We start from the raw sequence: 21,932 nt of genomic DNA on the forward strand, positions 1-21,932 counted from the left end.
GCGGGTGCGTCGATTCTGCGTTTCCGCAGGCCAGAGCACATGAGCGCACGCGCGATCAGCCCTCAGCACGACACAGCAAGCCGCTCCGACGATCAGCCCGATTCAATGTCGCGCACCGGAGGGTTGTCGGTACGAGTCCAACCGGGGGAGCCATCGACACCCCGCCTGACCTGCGACGACAGGTGAGGCGGGTTGTGCGTTTCGAACCCTCACCCGCCGATGTCTCGAGGTCGGCATCTTGCACCTGGGAAAGCGTTGCTCCCAAGCGACCGTTGCCCTAGAGTAACCGTCACCCATGAGCAACCATTCAGCTTCCGCCCGTGCCACCGACGCCGAGGACGTCTTCGACGCCTTGGGGGAGCCCGTGCGTCGCCAGATCATCGCCCGGCTGCGAGGCGGTCCGACGCCGGTCGGCAAGCTGGCCGACCAGTTGACGGTCGGCCGGCCGGCCGTCAGCAAGCACCTGCGCGTGCTCGAAGGCGCCGGGCTGGTGCGCCACGAGTCGCGTGGCACGCGCAATCTCTACGCCCTCGCGCCGGAGGGGATGGTCCTGGCCCAGCAGTGGCTGGTCGGCATGTGGGACACCGCGCTCGCGGCATTCGCCGAGGCGGTAGACGCGGCCGTCGAAGAGGAAGCCGCCGACCAGCTGCGCGAGTAGGAGCCGACACAGGCCCGGTCGCAGCGGCCGAGTCGCACCAGCACGAGACGACGAGGAGACCTCAGATGACCAGCGCCATCAGCCATGGCAGCCCGGGCTCCGGCGCAGCCGTTCCGCCGCTGCGGCGAGAGGTGCTCGTCGACGCCCTGCCCGATCTCGCGTTCAGCGTGTTCACCGACCGCATCGCGGCCTGGTGGCCACTCGGCGAGCACAGCGTCCATGGTGCGGAGGCCACCGTCGCCTTCGTCGACCCCGGAGTGGGCGCCCACATCGTGGAGTCCAAGGCCGGCGCCGACGACGCGGTCTGGGGCACCATCACCGACTGGGAGCCGGGCGCGCTGATCGCCTTCAGCTGGCATCCCGGCAACAGCGCCGAGGAGGCCAGCCGGGTCACGGTGACCTTCGAGGAGACCGACGGCAGGACGCTGGTGACCCTCGAGCACGGCGGTTGGGAGATCTTCGGCGAGCAGGCCGCCGAGGCCCGCAACGAGTACGACCACGGCTGGCCCGTCGTGCTCGGCCGCTTTGTCGAACAGGTCGCCGCCGGATGACCGTGCCGGAGGACACCTGGGTCGCACTGGTCCACCGGCCCACGGACCTGTCCGGCGGCGGCACTGCGGTGATGGCCGACGAACGGTTCGGCGACCACCTGGCCTTCCTCCGCCGGATGGCCGATGCGGGCCACCTCGTCGCCGCCGGCCCGCTGACCGACCGGCCGGGAGAGGGTATGACGATCCTGCGGCTGGCCGGCCCGGACCGCCTCGAGGAGGCGACCCGGCTCGCCACCGAGGACGATGTCAGCGTCGCGACCGGGTTCTTCACCGTCGAGGTGCGCCCCTGGGCCGTCGCCCTGCACGCTTGACGGCGAGGACGCCACCCGGCCCGGCACCGTCTCAGTGGCCGTGGTGCTCGTGGTGCTCGTGGTGCTCGTGGTCGTGGGGCGGGGTCGAGTCGTTGTCGGCCGGACCACCCATCATGCGCAGCATCGGAACGCCTCCGGTTCGCACGAACCGCACGACGAGGGCGACGGTCAGGACCAGGAACGCCAGGTTGAGCCAGGTGGTGTAGTTCCAGGAGACCGTGGCCTCGACCACCTTCGCGCTGCGAGTCTCCGGCACCAACCCGAGCGCGCCGAAGAGGATCTCGACCACGTAGCCGGCGGCCGCCATGGCGAGGTAGAAGATGCCGGTGATCCGGAGTGCAGCCTTGGTCCCGTAGTACTTCCGGTAGATGAGGATGATCGGGACGATGATCAGGTCGGCGAAGATGAAGCTGATCACCCCGCCGAAGCTGATCCCGCCGTTCCAGAGGACTGCGGCCAGCGGCACGTTGCCGATCGAGCAGACGAAGCTCACTGCGGCCACGAGTGGGCCGATCAACGGGCCCCACAGCTTGGCCGCGGTCGGGTCGCCCTGCAGGAAGAAGCTCTGCAGCCAGCTGGTCGGGACCCAGGCCGCGAACGCACCCGCGATCAGCAGGCCGAGCACGATGTCGCGCAGCACCGACGCCCAGTCCATCACGTAGTAGTGCGACACCGACGTGAACCCGTCGCGGGACCACAGGCGCTGCCACAGCGTGCCGCCGCCGGTCACCGACATGTCCATCGCGGCATGACCCTCCATCGACCCGGCGACGCCACGTTCGGCCTGCTCGCGTGCGGCTTCGAGGATCCGCCCGCGCATCCACAGCCGGAACAGCAGCGCGACGATCACGATCATCAACGGGCCACCGACGAACTCGGCCAGCGTGAACTGCCAGCCCATGAGCAGGGCCAGGATGATCCCGAGCTCGACCACCAGGTTCGTCGAGGCGATCTCGAAGGCCATGGCCGCGCTGAACGACGCCCCCTTGCGGAACAGCGAGCGTGCGAGGGCGACGGCCGCGTAGGAGCACGACGAGGAGGCTGCGCCGAGGCCCGTCGCCCAGGCCAGGGAACGCGGTGAGTCGCCGGCAAGGAAGCGGACCACCTGCTCGCGGCGTACGACGGCCTGCACGACGCCGGACAGGAAGAAGCCGAGGACCAGCGGCCAGAGGATCTCCCACCCCATCGCGCCGGCCATCCGGAGCGCGTCCCCGAGGGAGCCGATCATGTCCGCCATGTGTCCTCCAACCCGCGATCTGGTGGCTGCGACGATACCCCCGAGGGGTATCAACGCCAAGAGGTCGGAGGGAGAACGTCAACCCGCCCGGCCTCAGCGGGTGAGCCGCAGACACGCCCTCAGCGACGGGAGACCGTGGAGCCGCGGACGATCAGCTGGGCCGGAAGCGTCTGGCTGCCCGACCCGAGCTGCTCACCGTCCAGGGCGGCGAAGAGCAGCCGCGCCGCCTCGCGGCCCAGGGTCTGCATCCTGGGATCGACGCTGGTCAGCTGCGGTCGGGAGTTCAGCGTCAGCACCTCCCAGTTGTCGAAGCCGATCACCGCGAGGTCCTCGGGCACCCGCAGGCCGAGGTCGCGGGCGGTCTCGAGGGCGCCGCGGGCGATCTGGTCGGAAGCGCAGATCAGCCCGTCGATCTCCCGGTCGGCCTCGAGGAGCATCGCCGCGGCATCGCGACCCCAGCCCTCCGACCATTCCCCGAAAGTGGTTTCGGCGACGGGTTCCAGGCCGGCGTCGATGAGGGCCTGGGCCACGCCCTCAGCGCGGTCGAGCGCGGCGGCGTAGCTCGGGTCGCCGCCGATGTGAGCGATCCGCCGGCGACCGGTTGCCGTGAGGTGCTCCACGGCGGTCCGACCGGCGCCGACGTTGTCGGTGGTCAGTGATCGGTCGGCCGGATCGTCGGACGGCGCGTAGACGTAGATGACCGGGACCGGGAGGTCCCGGCCGAGGGACGGTCGCGGGTCGGTCTGGCGACCGACGACCATCAGTGCGTCGACGCGGCGTCCGAGCAGGGTCCTCAGGTGGTGCCGCTCGCGGACCGCGTCGCCTCGGGCGTCGCAGAGCAGGACGTTCACCTCACCGGCACCGAAGGCGTCCTCGGCCCCCATCAGGATCGGCAGCACGAACCGGCCCTCGAGGTCGCTGGTGAGCAGCCCGACGGTGCCGGTGCGGCCGCCCTGCAGCCCGCGGGCGATCGGGTTCGGCGTGAACGACAGCCGTGCCGCGGCGTCGAGCACCTTGGCCCGCGTGCTCTCGGCGACCTGGGCCCTGCCGTTCATGGCCTTGGACGCGGTCGCGAGCGAGACGCCCGCCAGGCGCGCGACGTCACTGAGCTTCACCGGCCCGTCCGGGCGCCGCGGCGTGGGCGAGCTCATGCGGTGGCGTCGCTGGGTCCGCCGGGATGTGCTGGAATCACGTGCAGATAGTACTCCGAAAACGCTTTACGTCGCGGCATCCGTGTGCAAGGATCGAAAACGCTTTCGGAGTGGCCCTCGTCACAGTGTCTCTTGTCGCCGTGACGGCCCAGGGGCGACGCCGGGACCACCAGGCCGAGGCCTTTCTCGGCACTCACGTACGAGGAGCTTTCATGAAGGCAATCCAGGCACGACGCGGAGGACGGGTGCTCGCCGGCATCCTCGCTGCCGTCGTTGCGCTCACCCTGGCCGGGTGCGGCAGCTCGGACTCACCGACCAAGGGCAGCGCGAAGATTCCCTCGGGCGGGACCGACGACGGCACCAAGCTGACCCTGTGGACCCGGGCGCCGCTCGAGAAGCAGGCCAAGCTGCTGGTCGCGGCGTACAACTCCACCCACAAGAACCATGTCGACCTGACCGTCGTGCCCAACGACGACTACGTCGCCAAGGTGGGCGCGGCTGCCGGGGCGAAGGGCCTGCCCGATCTCTTCGCGGCGGACATCGTCTACGTGCCCAACTGGGTGAAGCAGGGCCTGTTCACCGACATCACCAAGCAGATCGGCGGCCTCTCGTACGCCGACTCGATCAACCAGGGCCACATCGCCGCGGGCACGCTCGACGGCAAGAAGTACGTGCTTCCCTTCGTGCTCGACCTCTCGATGCTGTTCTGGAACAAGGACCTCTTCAAGGAGGCAGGCCTCGACCCGGAGAAGGCACCCGCCACGCTCGACGAGTTCGCGGCCGACGCCAAGAAGGTGCAGGCATTGAACAAGCCGGGCGTCTACGGCACCGCGACCGGCTTCAACTGCGGCGGCTGTCTGGTGTTCACGTGGTTCCCCTCCATCTGGGCCTCGGGCGACGACGTGATGAGCGACAACGGCGCGAAGTCGACGCTCGACGGCACCGCTGCGAAGAAGGTCTACGACACCTGGCGCGACCTGTGGACCAGCGGCGCGGTGCTGCCCAGCTCCAAGGACGAGGCGGGCCCGACCTGGACGGCCGGCTTCACCAACGGCAAGGTCGGCGTGATGCCCTACCCGGCGACGTTGCTCTCGTCCACCGACAAGTTCGACGTCGGCGTGGCCGGTCTTCCCGGGGTCGACGGTGGCGAGTCCACCTTCGTCGGCGGTGACGGCATCGGCATCTCCAAGGACTCCAAGAACGCCGCACAGGCGTGGAACTTCCTGTCGTGGCTGATGTCGGAGGACGCCCAGGTCGGTGTGCTCGCCAAGGACAAGGACGTCGTCTCCCGCGGTGACCTCGCGAACAACCAGTACGCCGCCGCGGACCCGCGGCTGGTCAAGATCAACGAGGTCGCGGCCAAGGGCAAGACGCCGGTGGCGCTGAACTTCCAGCAGGCGTTCAACGCTCCGAGCAGCCCGTGGCTGACCCTCGTCCGCAACCAGGTGCTCAACGGCAAGGACTCGGTCGACTCCGACAACACCGAGATCACCTCCGTGCTGGGACAGTGACCACATGAGGGACCACATGACGGCTGCGTGACCCCGAGCGACACGGGACGCGCTCCCGGCCCCGCAGCACAGCGCTCGTCCCGACCGGTCTCCACCACGGCCGGTCGGGACGAGCCGCCCCACCGATCCAGGAGACGCCATGTCTGTGCGCACCACCGTGCCTCCCGTCCGGGAAGCGCGTGACGTCGTCGTGACGAGCAACCGACGGGCCCGGGCCCTGAGCCTGCGCCGCGGCCTGACCGGCTGGGCCTTCGCCCTCCCGACAGCTGCCTTCGTCGTCGCGCTCTTCGTGATCCCGCTGCTCATCGTGCTGCGGATGTCCGGCTCGGACTGGTCGCTGCTCGGCGGCAACCAGGGTGTGAACTTCCCCGACGACTACCACGAAGCAGTGACGACGCGGTTCTTCGTCGAGTCGATCGTCTTCACTGCCAAGTACACCGTGCTCGCGACGGTCCTGCTCCTCGGCCTCGGCCTCGGGATGGCGCTTATCGTCCAGGAGGCCTCACGGTGGTCGAGCTTCCTGCGCACGGCCTGGCTCGTGCCCGGAGCCCTCGGGCTCGCGTCCGCATCGCTGCTCTTCTACACGCTCTACTCGCCGGTGACCGGGCCGTTCGCCGGCTTCATGGATCGCCACGGGCTGTCCTTCCTCGGCACGCCCACCACTGCCCTGTTCTCGACGACCTTCCTGATCGTCTGGCGCTTCGCCGGCTTCTACATGCTCCTCATGCTCGTCGGGCTGCAGTCCATCCCCGGTGACGTCTTCGAGGCCGCGCGGATCGACGGTGCCAGTCGGTTCCAGACGTTCCGCTGGGTGACCATCCCGCTGCTGCGGCCGACGCTCGCGCTGACCACGGTGCTGTGCGTGACCGGCTCGATGCTGGCCTTCGAGCAGTTCTACATCCTGACCAAGGGCGGACCGGACAACAGCACGATCACGCTGGTCCAGCTCATCTACGGCGTTGCCTTCCAGGGCCGCAACGACCTGGGTGTGGCGGCCGCCCTGTCGGTGATCGTGCTGCTGGTGCTCGTCCTGGTCAACGCCGTCCAGATCCGGCTGCTGCGCAGCCCCGACGCGTAGGGAGTGACGATGACGACGACTACCCACGCTCCGGCGCAGGCCCGTACGGCGGTGCCCGGGCTCCGCTCGCTGGCCACCCGGACGCCGTACTGGGTGCTGACCGGCGGACTCGCGGTGATCTTTCTCTTCCCGCTGATCTGGACGGCGGTCGCCTCCGTCGCGCCCCAGCAGGGGACCAGCCAGCACGACGGCTGGGGCATGGGCAACTACACCGCGCTGGCGGACTACCAGGCCGGGATCTGGCGCTACCTGGCCAACTCGGCGTTCGTGTCGCTGGTGACGATGGCGCTCACCGTCCTGGTGTCGCTGCTCGGTGGCTACGCGTTCGCGCGGTTCTCCTTCTGGGGCAAGAACGCACTGTTCCTGCTCACGCTCGCGATCCTGATGGTCCCGTACGCGACGCTGCTCATCCCGCTGTACGTCATCCTCAACTGGGTCGGGCTCGGCAACTCCCTGCTCGGCGTGGCGCTGGTGCTCGTCATGTTCCAGCTGCCGTTCGCGACGTTCATGATGCGGGTCTCCTTCGAGGCAGTTCCGCGCGAGCTCGACGAGGCCGCGCTCATGGACGGCTGCGGACCCGTCCGCTGCCTGCTCAACGTCTTGCTGCCGGCCGTCAAGCCGGGGCTCGTCACGGTGGCGCTGTTCTCCTTCCTCGCCGCCTGGAACGACTTCCTCGCGCCGCTGATCCTCATCACCGACAGCAACAAGCTGACCCTGCCGCTCGCCGTCGCCAACCTGCGCGTGCAGGTGCAGGGCGTCGTCGACTACGGCGCCACCGAGGCGGGCGTGGTGGTCCTCGCGCTGCCGTGCGTCGTCCTCTTCCTCGTCCTGCAACGCCACTACGTCCGCGGATTCATGTCAGGAGCACTCAAGGGATGAGCACTACCCCTTCTCGGACCGTCCGGACACCGGCCACGCCGGTGCATCCCTTCCACGGCCGGCTCACGCCGCTCGGCCTCGACGAGGTGTCCATCCTCGGGGGCTTCTGGGGCTCACGGCAGAGCGTCAACGCCGATGCGACGTTGCCGCACATCGAGTCCTGGCTCGAGCGTGAGGGCTGGATCGGCAACTTCGACCTGGCGGCCGAGGGGTTGCTGCCACGCGGCCGACGCGGCCGGGAGTTCTCGGACTCGGAGGTCTACAAGTTCCTCGAGGCGATGGCCTGGGAGATCGGCCGGTCCGGCCGGTCGGAGCTCGAGGAGCGCTTCCGGTCGACGGTCGCGCGGATCGCGGCGGCCCAGGAGGCGGACGGCTACCTCAACACGATGTTCGGAAGACCCGGTCAGGCGCCCCGCTGGTCCGACCTGGAGTTCGGCCACGAGCTGTACTGCCTGGGCCACCTGTTCCAGGCGGCCGTGGCGCGCCTGCGGACACGCCCCGCGGCCGACGACGGTCTGGTCGCGGTCGCGATCCGGGCAGCGGACCACGTCTGCGAGGTCTTCGGCGAAGGCGCGCGTGACGGCATCTGCGGCCACCCCGAGATCGAGCTGGGTCTGGTCGAGCTGGGCCGCGCGACCGGCGACCAGCGCTACGTCCGGCAGGCCGAGCTGTTCATCCGGCGCCGCGGACACGGGACACTCGGGCCGGTCGAGTACGGCTCGGCGTACTTCCAGGACGACGTCCCGGTGCGCGACGCCACGGTCCTGCGCGGACACGTGGTGCGCGCGGGCTACCTCTCGGCCGCCGCGGTCGACGTCGCCGTCGAGGACGGCGACCAGGGGCTCCTCGACGCCCTCCGGACGCAGTGGCGCGCGACCCGCGACCGCCGGACCTACATCACCGGCGGACAGGGGTCGCACCACCTGGACGAGGCCTTCGGCGACGACTACGAGCTGCCACCGGACCGTGCCTACAACGAGACCTGCGCGAGCATCGCGTCGGTGATGTTCTCGTGGCGGCTGCTGCTCGCGTCGGGAGACCCGACGTACGCCGACCTCGTGGAGCGCACGCTGTTCAACAACGTCGCCGCCTCCCCGGCCGAGGACGGCAGGTCGTTCTTCTACACCAACACCCTGCACAAGCGGACGCCGGGAGAGCCGGCTCCGACGGACCGGCCACACCTCCGTGCGCAGTCCTCCATGCGGGCTCCGTGGTTCGCGGTGTCGTGCTGCCCGCCGAACGTCGCCCGCACCTTCGCGAGCCTGGCCGCGTACGTCGCGACGAGGGATGCCGAGGGTCTGCAGATCCACCAGTACGCGCCGAGCACGATCCGGACCCGCCTCGACGACGGCACATCCGTCGAGGTCGACGTCCGCACGAGCTACCCGGCCTCGGGCACGATCGCGGTCGAGGTCGTCACCAGTGCCGAGCGGGAGTGGACTCTCTCGCTCCGGGTGCCGGAGTGGGCCGAGTCCGGCGCACGTCTGGTCGAGACCGACGACGGGGGAGCCCGCCACGTCTCCCAGGTGGCGCCGGGAGTCGTCGACGTGCGTCGCCGGTTCCGAGCCGGCGACGTGGTCGTCCTCGAGCTCCCGATGCAGCCGCGTGCCGTCCGACCGGATCCGCGGATCGACGCGCTCCGGGGTTGCGTCGCGGTCGAGCGTGGCCCAGAGGTCATGTGCCTGGAGTCCGTCGATCTGCCGGGCGGGCCCGAGGGCGTGCAGCCGGACGTGGGCACCGCGAGTATCGACCTGTCCGCGGGTCTGGGCGTCGACGGCGAGGCCGTCACCGCGCGGATCGCCACCGAGCCACCACCGCCCACGCGATGGCCGTACCTGACGGACGGGGAGGAGCCCGAGGGCGTGGCCCCGGGTCGCTCGAGCTCCGTGCGGCTGGTGCCGTACCACCACTGGGGCAACCGTGGCCCGTCGACCATGCGGGTCTGGATCCCGGAGGACGCCGACACCTGGTCGTGAGCGTCGAGCGGGCCGGCCTCGGCTCAGGCGCGGGTCGCACCGCGAGCTCCGACCAGGGCCGCGACCAGGACGAGCCCGGCGCAGGTCGCGGCGACTGCGGCGAGCGGGATCCAGGGGATCGTCAGGGTCGCGCCCGCGACGTCGGAGGTGATCGCGCGGCGCACCATCCAGCCGACGAACGCGGTCACCAGCGTGCCGGTGGCCAGTGCCGCGGCGCCGACCAGGCCTGCCTCCCAGACCGCCATCGCGCGCAGCTGCTGAGGCGTGCCGCCGAGCTGCGCGACCACCCGCAGCTGGCGTCGACGCTGGGAGCTGCCGATCAGGATCGCGTTGACGATCGCGATGCCGGCGTACAGGCCCGCCGGACCGAGCAGCACCCACAGCCCGAGGTTGTTCGCGGCGCGGGTCTGGTCGTCGGTCCGGTCGATCCAGGTCTCCGCGGCGAGCACGTGGCTGCCGGTGCCCGCCAGCGACCTCTCCAGAGATGCGCGCAGTGTCGCGACCGTGACGCCGTCGCGGGGCAGCACGAAGACCAGGTCGGCGGCTGCCCGCTGCGCCCGTGCCGCGACGAGCTCGCGGGGGACCAGCACCTCGCCGTACAGGTCGGGAGCATCGGCGACGACCGCCACGATCCGAAGCCGCACCGTGGTGCCGGCGACGAACGTGCTGATCCGGTCGCCGACGCCCACCGAGGCATCGCTCGCATAGGTCTCGGACACCGCTGCAGTCGGGCCGTGCAGGGCCCCGAGGTCGCCCCGGACGGCTCGGACTCCGCGTGCGGCCGCGGCAGCAGGGAGATCGAGCGCCTCGACGTCCTCGGTGTCGCGGTCGGGACCGAGACGCAGGGGAATCGTGGTGCGTGCGTCGGCGACCGCGACGTCCGGATCGGCGGCCACTGCTGCGACCGCCGCGCGGTTCCCGGCCTCGACCACCAGCGGCGCCCGGAGCTGCCCGCGGTCGAGCGCCGAGGTCCAGTCGGCGGTGAACGACAAGGCGATGATCAGCGCGCCGGCGATCGAGGAGATCGCCACGATCGGCGCCGCCAGGGCTGCGGGCGTGCGGACTGCCGTCCGGACGTGGTCGCGAGCGAGTCGGGCGGAGATGTTGCCGGGCGCGAACGGCGCGGCGAGCGCGCCGGCCAGGAACGGGAACAGCACGCCGCCGAAGCAGACGCAGCCGATGACGACGACCTCCGGCAGCAGGATCGAGACGACCAGCGCGAACAGCGGCTCCATCCGCGTGCTCAGCACGACTACGGTCACCACGCCGGCGAGGCAGAGTCCGCCGATGACGACCTGCCAGAAGCTCAGCGGGCGCCGTTCCAGGCCCGCCTCCTGCAGGGCGGGGACCGGCGAGATCTTCGCGGCACGGCGCGACGCTCGCCAGCTGCCGACGAGGGCGACCCCTGCACCGCAGGGCACGGCGATCGACCAGGCGACCCACGGGGCCGGAGCATGGAGGTGGAGTGAGGTGACGCCGCGGTTGCGCAGCAGCCAGAGCGCCGCGGGCGTGAGCAGGGTGGCCACGGTGCCACCGGCAACGCTCGCCGCGAGCGCGACCAGGGCCGGACTCACCGAGGATCAGCCGCCGCACCTGTCGTGGCGTCGCGCCGACCAGCCGGAGCATCCCCAGCTCGCGTCGCCGGGTGGCCACCACGAAGCCGAAGGTGCTCGCCACGACGAACATCGCCATGAACAGCGAGATCGCCGCCATGAAGCCGAACATCGAGGACAGGTCCGCCAGCTGGGACCGGTCGGCGGGGCTCACACCGGACGACTCGCTGGTGGCCTCGACCGCTCCGATCAGGTTCACCGTGAGCGCGATCAGGACGACACCGCACGCCAGCGCGACGAACGCGCCGGCGTACGGCCGCCAGGTCTGCCGCACGGTCTGGCGGCTCAGCTCGAGGATCATCGCTCCAGCTCGCTCATCGTCGCGGCGATCCGGGCGGCGTCGGCGCGGTCGACCCGGCCGACGATCTGGCCGTCGGCGAGGAACAGCACGCTGTGGGCGTACGACGCAGCGAGCGGATCGTGGGTCACCATCACGATCGTCTGTCCGTGCTGGTCGGCGAGCGAGCGGAGCACCTCCAGCACCTGCCGACCGGAGCTGCGGTCCAGTGCGCCCGTCGGCTCGTCGGCGAACAGCACCGCGGGCCGTGAGTGGAGTGCCCGGGCGAGCGCGACGCGCTGCTGCTGCCCGCCGGAGAGCTCCGGTGGCCGGCGGCGGGCGAGCTCCCGCATGCCGACCCGGGCGAGGGCCGCGAGGACGGCTTCGCGTGTGACCCGCTGGCCGGCCAGCCGGGCCGGCAGCGCCACGTTGTCGAAGGCGGTCAGCGCGTCGAGCAGGTTGTAGGCCTGGAAGACGAAGCCCATCGAGCTCCGCCGCAGCCGGGTCAGCTCGGTCTCGCCGAGGCCGGTCAGTGACGTGCCTGCGACGAGCACCTGGCCACGGGTCGGCCGGTCGAGACCGGCCGCCACCTGCAGGAGGGTCGACTTGCCGGAGCCGGACGGACCCATGATCGCGGTGAAGCTCCCCCTCGGGAACACGTGGGTGACGCCTCGCAGCGCGTGCACCTCCCCGGCCTTCGATCGGTAGGTGCGCGTGATGCCGTCGAGCGCGACGGCGATCGAGGTGTCGCTGGCGGGGTGGCTGGGCGCGGTGATGGTCATGCCTCCATCCCACGCGGTCCGCGGGGCCTGCACAGTGGCCCGTGAGCGACACCGCAGGTAGCGCGTGCGCTACCGCGGAACCGCCGAAAGCCTTCTAGGGTCAGCGGGTGAGCCCGTTCCCCGACGCCTGGACGGCCCTGCGCGGGCGACCGTGGCGGTTCCTCGGCTCCCGGTGGCCGTGGCGCTCACTGCTCTACCTGGTCACCACGGTGCCGGTCGGCGTGGCGACCGCAGTCGCCCTCTTCGTCGTGCTCGGCGTCGGCCTGGTCACCCTCGTCGTGGTCGTCGGGCTGCTCGTGCTGACGGCGGTGCCGACCATCGCGACCGGCGTCGCGGCGCTCGAGCGGCGGCGCATCGGCCTCGTGCTGCCCGGGTCGGCCACCAGGCCCGAGGGCTCGCTGGCCGAGCGCCTCCGGGCGAGCCGCGACCTGCCGGTCTCATGGTCCGAGGTCGGCTACTCGGCGCTGTTGTCCCTGGTGCTGTGGGTGGTCGACGCGGTGGTGGTGTCGATCGTCGTGACCACGTCGGGGTCCCTGCTGCTGGCGCCTCTCCTCGTGAGGGCCGACGCCATCGACGTCGGGATCTGGAGGATCGACACGACCGGTGAGGCGAACCTCGCGGTGCCGCTCGGGGTGCTCGTCCTCCTCGCTTCGGCGTACGCCGTGACGGCGCTCGCCGCCGCGCAGGCAGGCCTGACCCACCTGCTCCTCGATCCGCAGCAGGGCCGGCTCGTCGAGGCCGTCCAGGACCTGCGCCGGTCCCGGGTCGACCTCGTCGACGCCTTCGAGGCGGAGAGGCGCCGGATCGAGCGGGATCTGCACGACGGCGTGCAGCAGCGGCTCGTCGCGCTCACCATGACGCTGGGCCAGGCGGAGCTCGACGTCGCGGACGGTACCGGACAGGCACTCGTCCGCCGGGCCCACCAGCAGGCCGAGGACGCGCTCGACGAGCTCCGCTCGACCGTGCGCGGGATCCATCCCCGCGTGCTCGTCGACCACGGGCTCGAAGCCGCCGTGCACGAGATCGCCGATCGCTCGACGGTGCCCGTCCAGACGGAGATCTCCCTGCCGGCGCGGTTGCCGGGTCCCGTCGAGGCGGCGGCGTACTTCGTGGTCAGCGAGGCGCTCACGAACGTCGCCCGGCACGCATCGGCTCGACTGGTCCAGGTGCAGGCCTGGACCCACGACGGCCGGCTGCTGCTGACCGTCGTCGACGACGGTGTCGGCGGAGCGAGCATCGACGCCGGCACGGGACTCGCCGGTCTCGCGCTCCGGCTCGACGCCCTCGACGGCAGGCTGACGGTCACGAGCCCCTCCGGCGGTCCGACGGAGGTGAGGATGGAGTGTCCGATCGACGCAGCCTGAGGGTCGTGATCGCCGAGGACGCCGCCCTGCTCCGCGAGGGGCTCGTCGGGATCATCGAGCGGGCCGGGCACGAGGTCGTGGCGGCCGTCGCGGACGCCGATGCGCTGCTGGCGTTCGTGGAGCAGACCCGCCCGGACCTCGTGGTCACCGACATCCGGATGCCGCCCACGCACACCGACGAGGGCCTCCGGGCGGCCGCGGCGATCCGCGCCCGGCACCCGGGGACGGCGGTGCTCGTGCTCTCGGCGTACGTCGCGGAGGCATACGTCGCCGAGCTGCTCGAGTCGACGGAGGACTCGGGCGTCGGCTACCTGCTCAAGGACCGCGTCGGGCACGTGCGGGAGTTCCTCGACAGCGTCGACCGGGTCGCGGCCGGTGGGACCGTCATCGACCCGCAGCTCGTCCGGCAGCTGCTCCGGCGGCGGCGCACCGACGGTCCGCTCGCCGCGCTGACCGAGCGCGAGCGCGAGGTGCTCGGCTTGATGGCAGAGGGGCGCACCAACGGGTCGATCGCCGAGGTGCTCGTCGTCAGTGAGGCCGCGGTGCGCAAGCACGTCGGCAACATCTTCGCCAAGCTGCACCTCGACCCGGCCTCCGATCGCCGGGTCTCCGCCGTCCTTGCCTACCTCCGGGGACAGACCTGAGGGCGGCTAATCACCCCAGCCCATCGGGACGACCTCGAAGGGCGCCGCGAACGCGACCCCGAGACGCTGGCCCGTCGCCCGGGCCATCCCCTCGAGGAACTCGCGCGGGTCCCAGTTCTCCCAGCCGAGCCCGTCGATGTACGCCGCATGGGCCTTCAGCGACTCGACGCCGGCATCGAACGCGTCGGTGGTGTCCACCGCGTGCGTCGCTGCCGGCGACCCGAAGACCCAGACCTGCTTGACCCCGCCCCACGGCTCGAGGCCGTCGTCGGTGATCTGCTCGGGGAACACCCACCGGTTGCCGGCGTCGCGCACCGCGTCGAGCACGGCCTTGCCCACGGCGATGTGGTCGGCCTGGTTGAGGTTGTTGCCGCCCCAGGTGTCGCGGTGGTTGCCGGTGACCACGATGTCCGGGCGGTGCCGGCGCACCTCGGCGGCGAGGAGCCGGCGCAGCGGCACGCCGTACTCGAGGACGCCGTCGGGCTGGTGCAGGAAGTCCACGCTGTCGACGCCGACGATCCGCGCCGACTCGATCTCCTCCTTCTCGCGAACCACCCGGCACTCGTCGGGCGCCATCGCGTCGATGCCGGCCTCGCCGCTGGTCACCATCGTGTAGCCGACCCACTTGCCCTGGCCGGTCCAGCGGGCGACGGCAGCGGCGGCGCCGAACTCCATGTCGTCGGGGTGCGCGACGATGCACAGCGCGCGCTCCCAGGTCTCGTCGAGGGTCTCCAGCGGCGGGGGCATGTCCATGGATGGCACGCTAGCCCCGGCTGTCGACGAGATCACGTTCAAATAGGTGGCGGCGCGCGCGCCAACTACCCTTGCTTCGGTGACCGAGACAACGCTTTCCTTCGACGACCTCGGTCTCGACCCCCGGGTGCTCAAGGCGCTCCGCGACGTGGGCTACGAGACGCCGTCGCCGATCCAGGCCGAGGCGATCCCGCCGCTGCTGGCCGGACAACACGTCGTCGGCCTGGCCCAGACGGGCACGGGCAAGACGGCTGCGTTCGCGCTGCCGATCCTGTCGCGGATCGACCTCTCCGCGAAGGCCCCGCAGGTCCTCGTCCTCGCGCCGACCCGTGAGCTGGCGCTCCAGGTCGCCGAGGCGTTCGAGAAGTACGCCGCCCACGTCAAGGGCCTGCACGTGCTGCCCGTCTACGGCGGCCAGGGCTACGGCGTGCAGCTGTCCGCGCTGCGTCGGGGCGTCCACGTGGTCGTCGGTACGCCGGGCCGCGTGATGGACCACCTCGAGAAGGGCACGCTCGACCTGAGCCAGCTCCGGTTCGTCGTGCTCGACGAGGCCGACGAGATGCTCAACATGGGCTTCGCCGAGGACGTCGAGCAGATCCTCTCCGGCACGCCGGAGGACAAGCAGGTCGCGCTGTTCTCCGCGACCATGCCGCCGCAGATCCGCCGGATCGTCAAGCAGCACGCGCCCGGGGCGACCGAGGTGAAGGTCAAGTCCACCTCGACCACGGCGTCGAACGTCAGCCAGCGCTACCTCAAGGTCGCGCACCCGCAGAAGCTCGACGCGCTGACCCGGATCCTCGAGGTGGAGAACTTCGACGGGATGATCGTCTTCGTCCGCACCAAGAACGCCACCGAGGAGCTGGCCGAGCGCCTCCGTGCCCGGGGCTTCTCGGCCGCGGCGATCAACGGCGACGTCGCCCAGGTGCAGCGTGAGCGCACCATCGAGCAGCTGCGCAAGAGCAAGCTCGACATCCTGGTGGCCACCGACGTGGCGGCGCGCGGCCTCGACGTGCCGCGGATCAGCCACGTCGTCAACCACGACATCCCGACCGACACCGAGTCCTACGTGCACCGCATCGGCCGCACCGGCCGGGCCGGTCGTCCGGGCGTGGCGATCTCGTTCGTCACCCCGCGCGAGAACCACCTGCTCCGCGCGATCGAGAAGACCAACCGCACCACGCTCGAGGAGATGAAGCTCCCGACGGTGGAGGACGTCAACGCGTTCCGGGTCTCGAAGTTCACCGACGCCATCGGCCAGGCCCTCGGTGACCCGCAGATCGCGCAGTTCCGCGAGCTGGTCGCCGCCTACGAGCTCGAGCACGACGTGCCGGCGCTCGACGTCGCTGCCGCGATCGCTGTGCTGGCCCAGGACGGTGAGCCGCTCCTGCTCGAGGAGATGCCCGAGCCGACCCGGTCGCCGCACCAGGAGCGCTCGAAGGAGCGCCGGGGGAGCGGCAAGCCGATGGCGTCGTACCGGATCGAGGTGGGCAAGCGACACCGTGTCGAGCCGCGCCAGATCGTCGGCGCGCTCGCCAACGAGGGCGGCCTGTCGCGCGAGGACTTCGGCAAGATCGACATCAAGCCGGCGTTCTCGATCGTGGAGCTGCCCGCGGACCTGTCGGCCGACACGCTGCGCGCCCTCGAGGACACCCGCATCTCCGGTGTGCTGATCGCGCTGAAGCCCGACCGGTTCGCCCGCAACCGGACCGCCGCTCCGCACCGGGGCCAGGCGAGCGGCGCGCCCGGCAAGAAGCCACGCCACAAGAACCGCATTCAGTAATTGGCGTGATCTTTCTCCGGCTCGGTCGTTGAGCACGTGACGCCGACCACACCGGAGGATCATCCGTGCGCCGAATCACGACCCTGGCCGCCGCTCTGGCGGCGTTGCTGTCCACGGCGCTGCTGCTCCCGCCATCGGCCTCCGCCACCGACGTCCTGCCCGTTCCGTACCAGTTCATCCCGTCGGCGCTGCTCGGCGGCATGCCCGACGCGGACGCGCCCGGGACCAACGACTGGAGCTGCCGGCCCAGCGCCGCGCATCCCCGCCCGGTCGTGCTGGTGCACGGCACCGGCGGCAACCGCAGCACCAACTGGCAGACCTACGGGCCGCTGCTGCGCAACAACGGCTACTGCGTCTTCGCGCTGACCTACGGCGTCACTCCGGGCTCGGTCTATCCGCTCAGCGCGATCGGCGGACTCAGCAGCATCCGCTCCAGCGCCGCCGAGCTGGGTGCGTTCGTCGACCGTGTGCTCGCCGCCACCGGTGCGCAGCAGGTCGACCTGGTCGGCCACTCGCAGGGCACCCTGATGCCGGACTACTGGCTGAAGTTCCTCGGCGGCGCCGGCAAGGTCGGCAGCTACATCTCGCTCGCGTCGCTGTGGCACGGCACCAGCACCGGCGACATCAGGTCCCTGTTCATGCTCGCCTTCGGACCCGGCGTGCCAGAGTACGCCGTGCCGTTCTGCGCGGCGTGCGGCGAGATGTCCGCGAGCTCGTCGTTCATCGCCGAGATGCGCAGCGGGGGAGTGGCGGTGCCGGGCGTGCACTACGTCAACATCGTCAGCCGGTACGACGAGCTGGTGGTGCCGTACACGAGCGGGATCGAGCCGGGGATGACCAACATCGTCCTCCAGGACCGCTGCCCGCTGGACTTCACCGAGCACTTCGAGATCGCCGCGGACAAGAACGCCAGCGTGCTGGTGCTCAACGCCCTTGATCCTGCCCATCCCCGCCCGCTCAACTGCGTGCCCGTCCTGCCCTTCGTCGGAGGTCTCTGAGCCATGTCACTCTCGAAGCGAATCATCGTGGTCGCGCTGATCGCGCTCGGCAGCACCTTCGCGATCCCGCTGGCGGCACAGGCGCACGTCGAGCGGCCGTCGTACTGGCCGGACCCGAACCCCGACTGCTCGGTCTCGCCGTGCGCAGGCGGAGAGATCCCGACGGCGCGAAGCCTCGCCTCGGCGCTCGACGACACCCAGCCGGGGGACACCCGAGTCGTCTGCCGGCCGAACTCGATGGACCTGCTCAACGCCTCGGTCAACAACGCCCTCGCCCACGGCTACAACGTCCGGCCCACCGACCACCGCACGCTGACGGCGACCGAGGCGCAGACCCTGCGCCAGCTCAACGGCAAGCTCTTCGAGAGGTGCCAGTACTCGGAGATCCAGACGGCGGTGACCGCCTCGCACAACAACGACCGCGTCGTGGTGATGCCGGGCGTCTACACCGAGCCGACCGCTGCGTCGAAGCCGACCTTCGACCCGGCGTGTGACCAGTACAAGACCCACTCCGACGCGGGCGACCCGGGAGCCCTGTCGCACGCGTACCAGGTGCACTGCCCCAACGACGCGAACCTGATCGCAGTGATCGGCCGAGGCATCGGGTCCGGCGTGGACCCCGACCCGCCGCTCGCCGACCGGCACGGCATCCCGAACCAGGGCCCCTGCATCAGGTGCAACCTCCAGCTCGAGGGCTCGGGAGTCAGCTCCGACGACGTGGTCGTCGAGGCGGGCGACGCCGCTGCCGGCAACAGCGGGCCGTCCGCTGTCGGCCACCGCAAGGACGTCGGCATCTTCGTCGACCGTGCCGACGGGTTCGTGATGCGCAAGATCAACGTGCGGCACGCGCGCGAGCACGACATCTACGTCCTCGAGACCGACGGCTACCTCCTCGACCAGTTCAAGACGTACTACGCCGGCGGGTACGGCGTGCTCACGTTCGTCGGTGACCACGGACAGATCCAGAACTGCGAAGCCGCCGGCAACGGCGACTCCGGGATCTACCCCGGGTCGAGCGCTCCGACGCTGGTCAAGCGCGACACGTCGTTCTACCCGGTCGCCCGCTACAGCCAGCGACTGACCCAGTGCGACCTCCACCACAACACTGGCGGCTTCTCGGGCACCAACAGCAGCGGCGTCCGGATCGACCACAACAACTTCTTCGACAACGCGCTCGGCTTCACCACCGACGTGTTCACCGCGGCCGGCCACCCCGGCTTCCCGCAGCACGGCAACGTGATCGAGGACAACAACTTCTACGACAACAACTTCAACCCGTTCCAGCCGGGCTCCGACGTCGAGCCGTTCATCGGCGCACCGGTCGGCACCGGTCTCTGGCTCGCCGGCGGCAACCAGAACGTGGTGCGCAACAACAGCTTCTGGGACAACTGGCGGCGCGGACTGATGCTGTTCGCCGTTCCCGACGCGGCCGTCTGCGGTCCCGTGCTCTCCGACGGCACCCCGGTCCAGGGCTGCAGCGCAACGGGCCTCTCGACCTCCTACGACAACAGCATCTACGGCAACAAGATGGGCGTCGCGCCCGATGGCACCGCCAAGCCCAACGGCACCGACCTGTGGTGGGACGCGTTCCCGACGAACACCGGCAACTGCTTCTGGAACAACACCGGGCCGGGCGGGAAGGCCGCAACCGGCAACGGGCTGCTGCCCTCCTGCCTCAACGGCGCGATGCCCGCCCTGAGCATCGGCCTGGGCAACCCGGTCGCCGAGGCAGAGCTCGTGTCGTGCCTCGCCGGGTACCAGATCTCCGGCTACCCGCACGGTGACGAGCAGATCTGCAGCTGGCCGATGACGCCGGCGAAGCCCGGCTCGGCGCCCACGACCACGCTCGGGTCGCTCCAGACGCAGGTCTTCAAGGAGTACTGCGACGCGAACCCGACGGCGAGGACCTGCTCGTCCTACCTGCTCGACATCGTGAACCTCTCACTCATCGACCAGGTGATCGACCAGCTCCTCGCCCCGCTGCGTCCGGCGCCGTCGGTCGCTCCCGTGGTGACCTCACAGCGGCTCAGCTCCTACACGTGCAGCTGGTGGCGGCAGGCGGACGAGGGCCAGAAGCTCGGGCTCGTCCAGCGGCTGCGTCACTTCGCGGGCGGTCCCGTGGAGGGCGACAAGGTGGTCGGCTACGGCAACGTGCTCAGCGACGGCGGCGCGATGCAGCTGTTCGACGACCGCTGCAGCACCGGCTACGCCGGCGGGTTCGCCCTCTACAAGATCTACGGAGCGGCCGCAGCCTTCGCAGGCACCCCGGGCTGAGCCGGCCACAGGTCCTCAACCACCAGCTGCTCCAAGGGTGGTCGAGCACCGACCGCTCCACAGGTGGTCGAGCAGCGAGCCTGCGAGCGATCAGTCGAGACCCGGTGACTCACGCGCAGACCTCACCACAGGCGGTCGAGTAGCGAGCGTGCGAGCGATCAGTCGAGACCCGGCGACGCGCGCGCAGACCTCACCACAGGTGGTCGAGCAGCGAGCCTGCGAGCGATCAGTCGAGACCCGGTGACTCACGCGCAGACCGCTCCACAGGTGGTCGAGCAGCGAGCGTGCGAGCGATCAGTCGAGACCCGGCGACCTTCACGCCGTGCCAGCCACGGCGGTTGAGGAGGTCGCGCAGCGACCGTCTCGAAACCTCCCGACGTCGCGAGGCAGAGGGCGGTAACCTGCCGGGGCGTCGAGCCGCTTGGACGCGCAGGGCGGTAGCTCAGTCGGTCAGAGCAGAGGACTCATAATCCTTGGGTCGTGGGTTCGAGCCCCACCCGCCCTACGCATCGTGCCGGAACCCGGGCGTCCTCTGTGGACGACCCGGGTTCCTGCGCTGTCCAGGCAGCGCTCTGTACCTTGAATACCCCCGGGGGGTATCGTGACCGCATGGTCACCTCTGAAGCGCGCATCCAGACCGACCGCCCGGACCGGTACCTCACCCAGATCTGCAAGCACGCTTCGGCGATGGCCGGTGGAGGACACCGCGCGAGGATGCACCGGGGTGCGCCGGCAGCAGCGCCCGAGGTCGAGCTGCGAGCCGAGTGGTCGGACACCGAGGGCCTGCTCACGTTCGCGCCGTGGGGGACCTGTTCGATCACCGCCTCCGGGAGCACCCTGACACTTCGCATCGACGCCACCGACGCCGACGACGTACGCCGGATCCAGGCGATCCTCGACAGGGACCTCGAGCGCTTCGGCCGGCGTGATCGCCTGGTGGTCGACTGGACGGAGCCATCGGTCCCGGACTGACCGACGTCTCGGCCGGCGGGCAAGATCCACGACCCGCCTCGCCAGGATCTGGGGAACCGGCGAGGCGGGTCGGGTGTGAGCTGATGTCCGCGGCCTTCCTCCCAAGGCCGTACCCACTGATCCGACCGTAGGCGTGCGCGCGAAGTGATGCCATGGGCCGAAGGTCCCGAACAGCAGGCACCGAGCGGCGCGGGGGGCGCTGTCGATCGCGCGGACCATACTGCTGCCATGGCGTACGACGAGGAGCTGGCCGAGCGGATCCGGCACGCGGTCGCCGGCGAGGCGGGTGTCACCGAGAAGCGCATGTTCGGCGGGCTCGCGTTCCTGGTCCACGGCAACATGGCCGTCGCAGCCAGCGGCCAGGGCGGCCTGATGGTGCGGACCGACCCGGCCGACGCCGAGTCGCTGACGGCAGAGCCGCACGTCGACCGCATGGTGATGCGCGGCCGGCAGATGGACGGCTGGCTCCGGGTCGGGGCGGTGGCGGTCGAGTCGGCGGACGCCCTGCAACGCTGGGTCGACCTCGGCGTCGGGTACGCCGGTTCACTGCCGCCGAAGTGATCGCCGGATCCGGGGCACACACATCGAACGTATGTTCTATTCTGCCCGTGTGCAGCGCTTCCACGAGCCGCCGGACAGCCCCGCCCGGGTGTTCCACGTCTGGGTGAAGCTCGATCTCGACGGCCCGCGTGCACCGCTGCCCGGCCTCGTGCTCGACTGGCGCCGGACGGCCGGCGGCTGGGAGGCCTGGGTCGTCACCGTCGAGACCTACAGCACCGGCGCTGGGCACGGCTCGATGGTGCGCCAGGGCTGGCGGCCGCTGCGCTACCTGCGCCCGGCCGGGTCGGGGCCCCCGGCTCTGGTCGAGTGGAAGGGCCAGCGTCCGACTACCAGTGGTACGTGACCGGATCGATCCCGAGCAGGTACATCACCCCGAGCGTTGCTCCGGCGAGGTAGAAGCTGGCCATCACGACCAGCATGAAGCGTGCGGCGACGAACCGGCTGAGGCCCGGACCGTCGGGGCTGATGCGATGTTGGTGCTCGTGCATGGAGACCTGCTCACGGAGTGGGGATGTGGCATGGCTTCCTCCCTGTGCCCATGGTGCGGCAAAACCGGGCAATT

21 protein-coding genes, 1 tRNA gene and 1 pseudogene are annotated in these 21,932 nt (G+C 70.6%); 16 read left to right on the top strand and 7 right to left on the bottom strand.

What is annotated here, in order from left to right:
* Window positions 1-295 precede the first annotated feature (295 nt).
* The 3 genes from ACVW00_RS07870 to ACVW00_RS07880 all read left to right on the top strand — a co-directional run bounded on the left by ACVW00_RS07870 (window position 296) and on the right by ACVW00_RS07880 (window position 1,520).
* Window positions 296-658, top strand: coding sequence for an ArsR/SmtB family transcription factor (locus tag ACVW00_RS07870; protein ID WP_457110345.1), 363 nt, complete (start codon window positions 296-298; stop codon window positions 656-658).
* 65 nt (window positions 659-723) lie between these two features.
* Window positions 724-1,209 (top strand): SRPBCC domain-containing protein, encoded by a 486-nt coding sequence (locus ACVW00_RS07875; protein ID WP_457110346.1) that lies wholly within the window; start codon window positions 724-726, stop codon window positions 1,207-1,209.
* Complete coding sequence (locus tag ACVW00_RS07880; protein ID WP_457110347.1) at window positions 1,206-1,520, top strand: YciI family protein; 315 nt, start codon at window positions 1,206-1,208, stop codon at window positions 1,518-1,520. The genes ACVW00_RS07875 and ACVW00_RS07880 overlap by 4 nt, the downstream gene beginning before the upstream one ends.
* Window positions 1,521-1,551: 31 nt before the next feature.
* Here the strand turns inward: ACVW00_RS07880 and ACVW00_RS07885 are convergent, their stop codons facing one another.
* Together ACVW00_RS07885 and ACVW00_RS07890 are read right to left on the bottom strand one after the other, a co-directional pair.
* Window positions 1,552-2,757: a permease gene (locus ACVW00_RS07885; RefSeq protein ID WP_457110348.1), complete on the bottom strand. Its 1,206-nt coding sequence runs from the start codon at window positions 2,755-2,757 to the stop codon at window positions 1,552-1,554.
* Between the two features lie 119 nt (window positions 2,758-2,876).
* Window positions 2,877-3,908, bottom strand: coding sequence for a LacI family DNA-binding transcriptional regulator (locus tag ACVW00_RS07890; RefSeq protein ID WP_457110349.1), 1,032 nt, complete (start codon window positions 3,906-3,908; stop codon window positions 2,877-2,879).
* Window positions 3,909-4,120: 212 nt separating this feature from the next.
* On the opposite strand from ACVW00_RS07890, the gene ACVW00_RS07895 reads away from it, so the two are divergent.
* The 4 genes from ACVW00_RS07895 to ACVW00_RS07910 all read left to right on the top strand — a co-directional run bounded on the left by ACVW00_RS07895 (window position 4,121) and on the right by ACVW00_RS07910 (window position 9,352).
* The gene (locus ACVW00_RS07895; protein WP_457110350.1) at window positions 4,121-5,419 is read left to right on the top strand and encodes an ABC transporter substrate-binding protein; all 1,299 of its coding nucleotides are present in this window, start codon (window positions 4,121-4,123) and stop codon (window positions 5,417-5,419) included.
* Window positions 5,420-5,558: 139 nt separating this feature from the next.
* The gene (locus ACVW00_RS07900) at window positions 5,559-6,497 is read left to right on the top strand and encodes a carbohydrate ABC transporter permease (RefSeq protein WP_457110351.1); all 939 of its coding nucleotides are present in this window, start codon (window positions 5,559-5,561) and stop codon (window positions 6,495-6,497) included.
* Between the two features lie 9 nt (window positions 6,498-6,506).
* On the top strand, window positions 6,507-7,376 hold the full coding sequence (locus ACVW00_RS07905; RefSeq protein ID WP_457110352.1) for a carbohydrate ABC transporter permease: 870 nt from the start codon (window positions 6,507-6,509) through the stop codon (window positions 7,374-7,376).
* Window positions 7,373-9,352 carry a glycoside hydrolase family 127 protein gene (locus tag ACVW00_RS07910; RefSeq protein WP_457110353.1) on the top strand — a complete coding sequence of 660 codons (1,980 nt, stop codon included), beginning with the start codon at window positions 7,373-7,375 and terminating at the stop codon, window positions 9,350-9,352. Before ACVW00_RS07905 ends, ACVW00_RS07910 begins: the two co-directional genes overlap by 4 nt.
* Window positions 9,353-9,375: 23 nt before the next feature.
* Here ACVW00_RS07910 and ACVW00_RS07915 read toward each other — a convergent pair whose 3' ends face one another.
* The 3 genes and pseudogenes from ACVW00_RS07915 to ACVW00_RS07925 form a co-directional block, all read right to left on the bottom strand.
* Entirely contained in the window at window positions 9,376-10,926 is a 1,551-nt protein-coding gene (locus tag ACVW00_RS07915; RefSeq protein ID WP_457110354.1) for an FtsX-like permease family protein, read from the bottom strand.
* Between the two features lie 52 nt (window positions 10,927-10,978).
* Window positions 10,979-11,266, bottom strand: a pseudogene (locus ACVW00_RS07920) (FtsX-like permease family protein); the annotation flags it as partial.
* Window positions 11,263-12,024, bottom strand: a complete 762-nt coding sequence (locus ACVW00_RS07925; RefSeq protein WP_457110355.1) for an ABC transporter ATP-binding protein — start codon at window positions 12,022-12,024, stop codon at window positions 11,263-11,265. The pseudogene ACVW00_RS07920 and the gene ACVW00_RS07925, both read right to left, overlap by 4 nt.
* Before the next feature lie 107 nt (window positions 12,025-12,131).
* Here ACVW00_RS07925 and ACVW00_RS07930 point away from each other — a divergent pair, with 107 nt between their 5' ends.
* Complete coding sequence (locus tag ACVW00_RS07930; protein ID WP_457110356.1) at window positions 12,132-13,388, top strand: sensor domain-containing protein; 1,257 nt, start codon at window positions 12,132-12,134, stop codon at window positions 13,386-13,388.
* The gene (locus tag ACVW00_RS07935) at window positions 13,367-14,032 is read left to right on the top strand and encodes a response regulator transcription factor (protein ID WP_457110357.1); all 666 of its coding nucleotides are present in this window, start codon (window positions 13,367-13,369) and stop codon (window positions 14,030-14,032) included. Before ACVW00_RS07930 ends, ACVW00_RS07935 begins: the two co-directional genes overlap by 22 nt.
* A gap of 6 nt (window positions 14,033-14,038) precedes the next feature.
* On the opposite strand, the gene ACVW00_RS07940 is transcribed toward ACVW00_RS07935, so the two are convergent.
* Window positions 14,039-14,785, bottom strand: coding sequence for a PIG-L deacetylase family protein (locus ACVW00_RS07940; RefSeq protein ID WP_457110358.1), 747 nt, complete (start codon window positions 14,783-14,785; stop codon window positions 14,039-14,041).
* 79 nt (window positions 14,786-14,864) lie between these two features.
* Here ACVW00_RS07940 and ACVW00_RS07945 point away from each other — a divergent pair, with 79 nt between their 5' ends.
* The 7 genes from ACVW00_RS07945 to ACVW00_RS07975 all read left to right on the top strand — a co-directional run bounded on the left by ACVW00_RS07945 (window position 14,865) and on the right by ACVW00_RS07975 (window position 21,713).
* Window positions 14,865-16,565 (top strand): DEAD/DEAH box helicase, encoded by a 1,701-nt coding sequence (locus ACVW00_RS07945; RefSeq protein WP_457110359.1) that lies wholly within the window; start codon window positions 14,865-14,867, stop codon window positions 16,563-16,565.
* A gap of 65 nt (window positions 16,566-16,630) precedes the next feature.
* Complete coding sequence (locus ACVW00_RS07950; protein WP_457110360.1) at window positions 16,631-17,563, top strand: esterase/lipase family protein; 933 nt, start codon at window positions 16,631-16,633, stop codon at window positions 17,561-17,563.
* 3 nt (window positions 17,564-17,566) lie between these two features.
* Complete coding sequence (locus ACVW00_RS07955; protein ID WP_457110361.1) at window positions 17,567-19,837, top strand: right-handed parallel beta-helix repeat-containing protein; 2,271 nt, start codon at window positions 17,567-17,569, stop codon at window positions 19,835-19,837.
* A gap of 431 nt (window positions 19,838-20,268) precedes the next feature.
* A tRNA-Ile gene (locus ACVW00_RS07960) sits at window positions 20,269-20,342 on the top strand.
* Window positions 20,343-20,446: 104 nt separating this feature from the next.
* Window positions 20,447-20,809 carry a DUF2218 domain-containing protein gene (locus tag ACVW00_RS07965; protein ID WP_457110362.1) on the top strand — a complete coding sequence of 121 codons (363 nt, stop codon included), beginning with the start codon at window positions 20,447-20,449 and terminating at the stop codon, window positions 20,807-20,809.
* Between the two features lie 228 nt (window positions 20,810-21,037).
* Complete coding sequence (locus tag ACVW00_RS07970) at window positions 21,038-21,370, top strand: TfoX/Sxy family protein (protein ID WP_457110363.1); 333 nt, start codon at window positions 21,038-21,040, stop codon at window positions 21,368-21,370.
* 49 nt (window positions 21,371-21,419) lie between these two features.
* Window positions 21,420-21,713, top strand: a complete 294-nt coding sequence (locus ACVW00_RS07975) for a hypothetical protein (RefSeq protein WP_457110364.1) — start codon at window positions 21,420-21,422, stop codon at window positions 21,711-21,713.
* Here ACVW00_RS07975 and ACVW00_RS07980 read toward each other — a convergent pair.
* Window positions 21,697-21,858 (bottom strand): hypothetical protein, encoded by a 162-nt coding sequence (locus tag ACVW00_RS07980; protein ID WP_457110365.1) that lies wholly within the window; start codon window positions 21,856-21,858, stop codon window positions 21,697-21,699. The two genes, ACVW00_RS07975 and ACVW00_RS07980, sit on opposite strands and share 17 nt — an antisense overlap.
* Window positions 21,859-21,932: the final 74 nt, after the last annotated feature.

Source organism: Marmoricola sp. URHA0025 HA25, assembly GCF_054059435.1.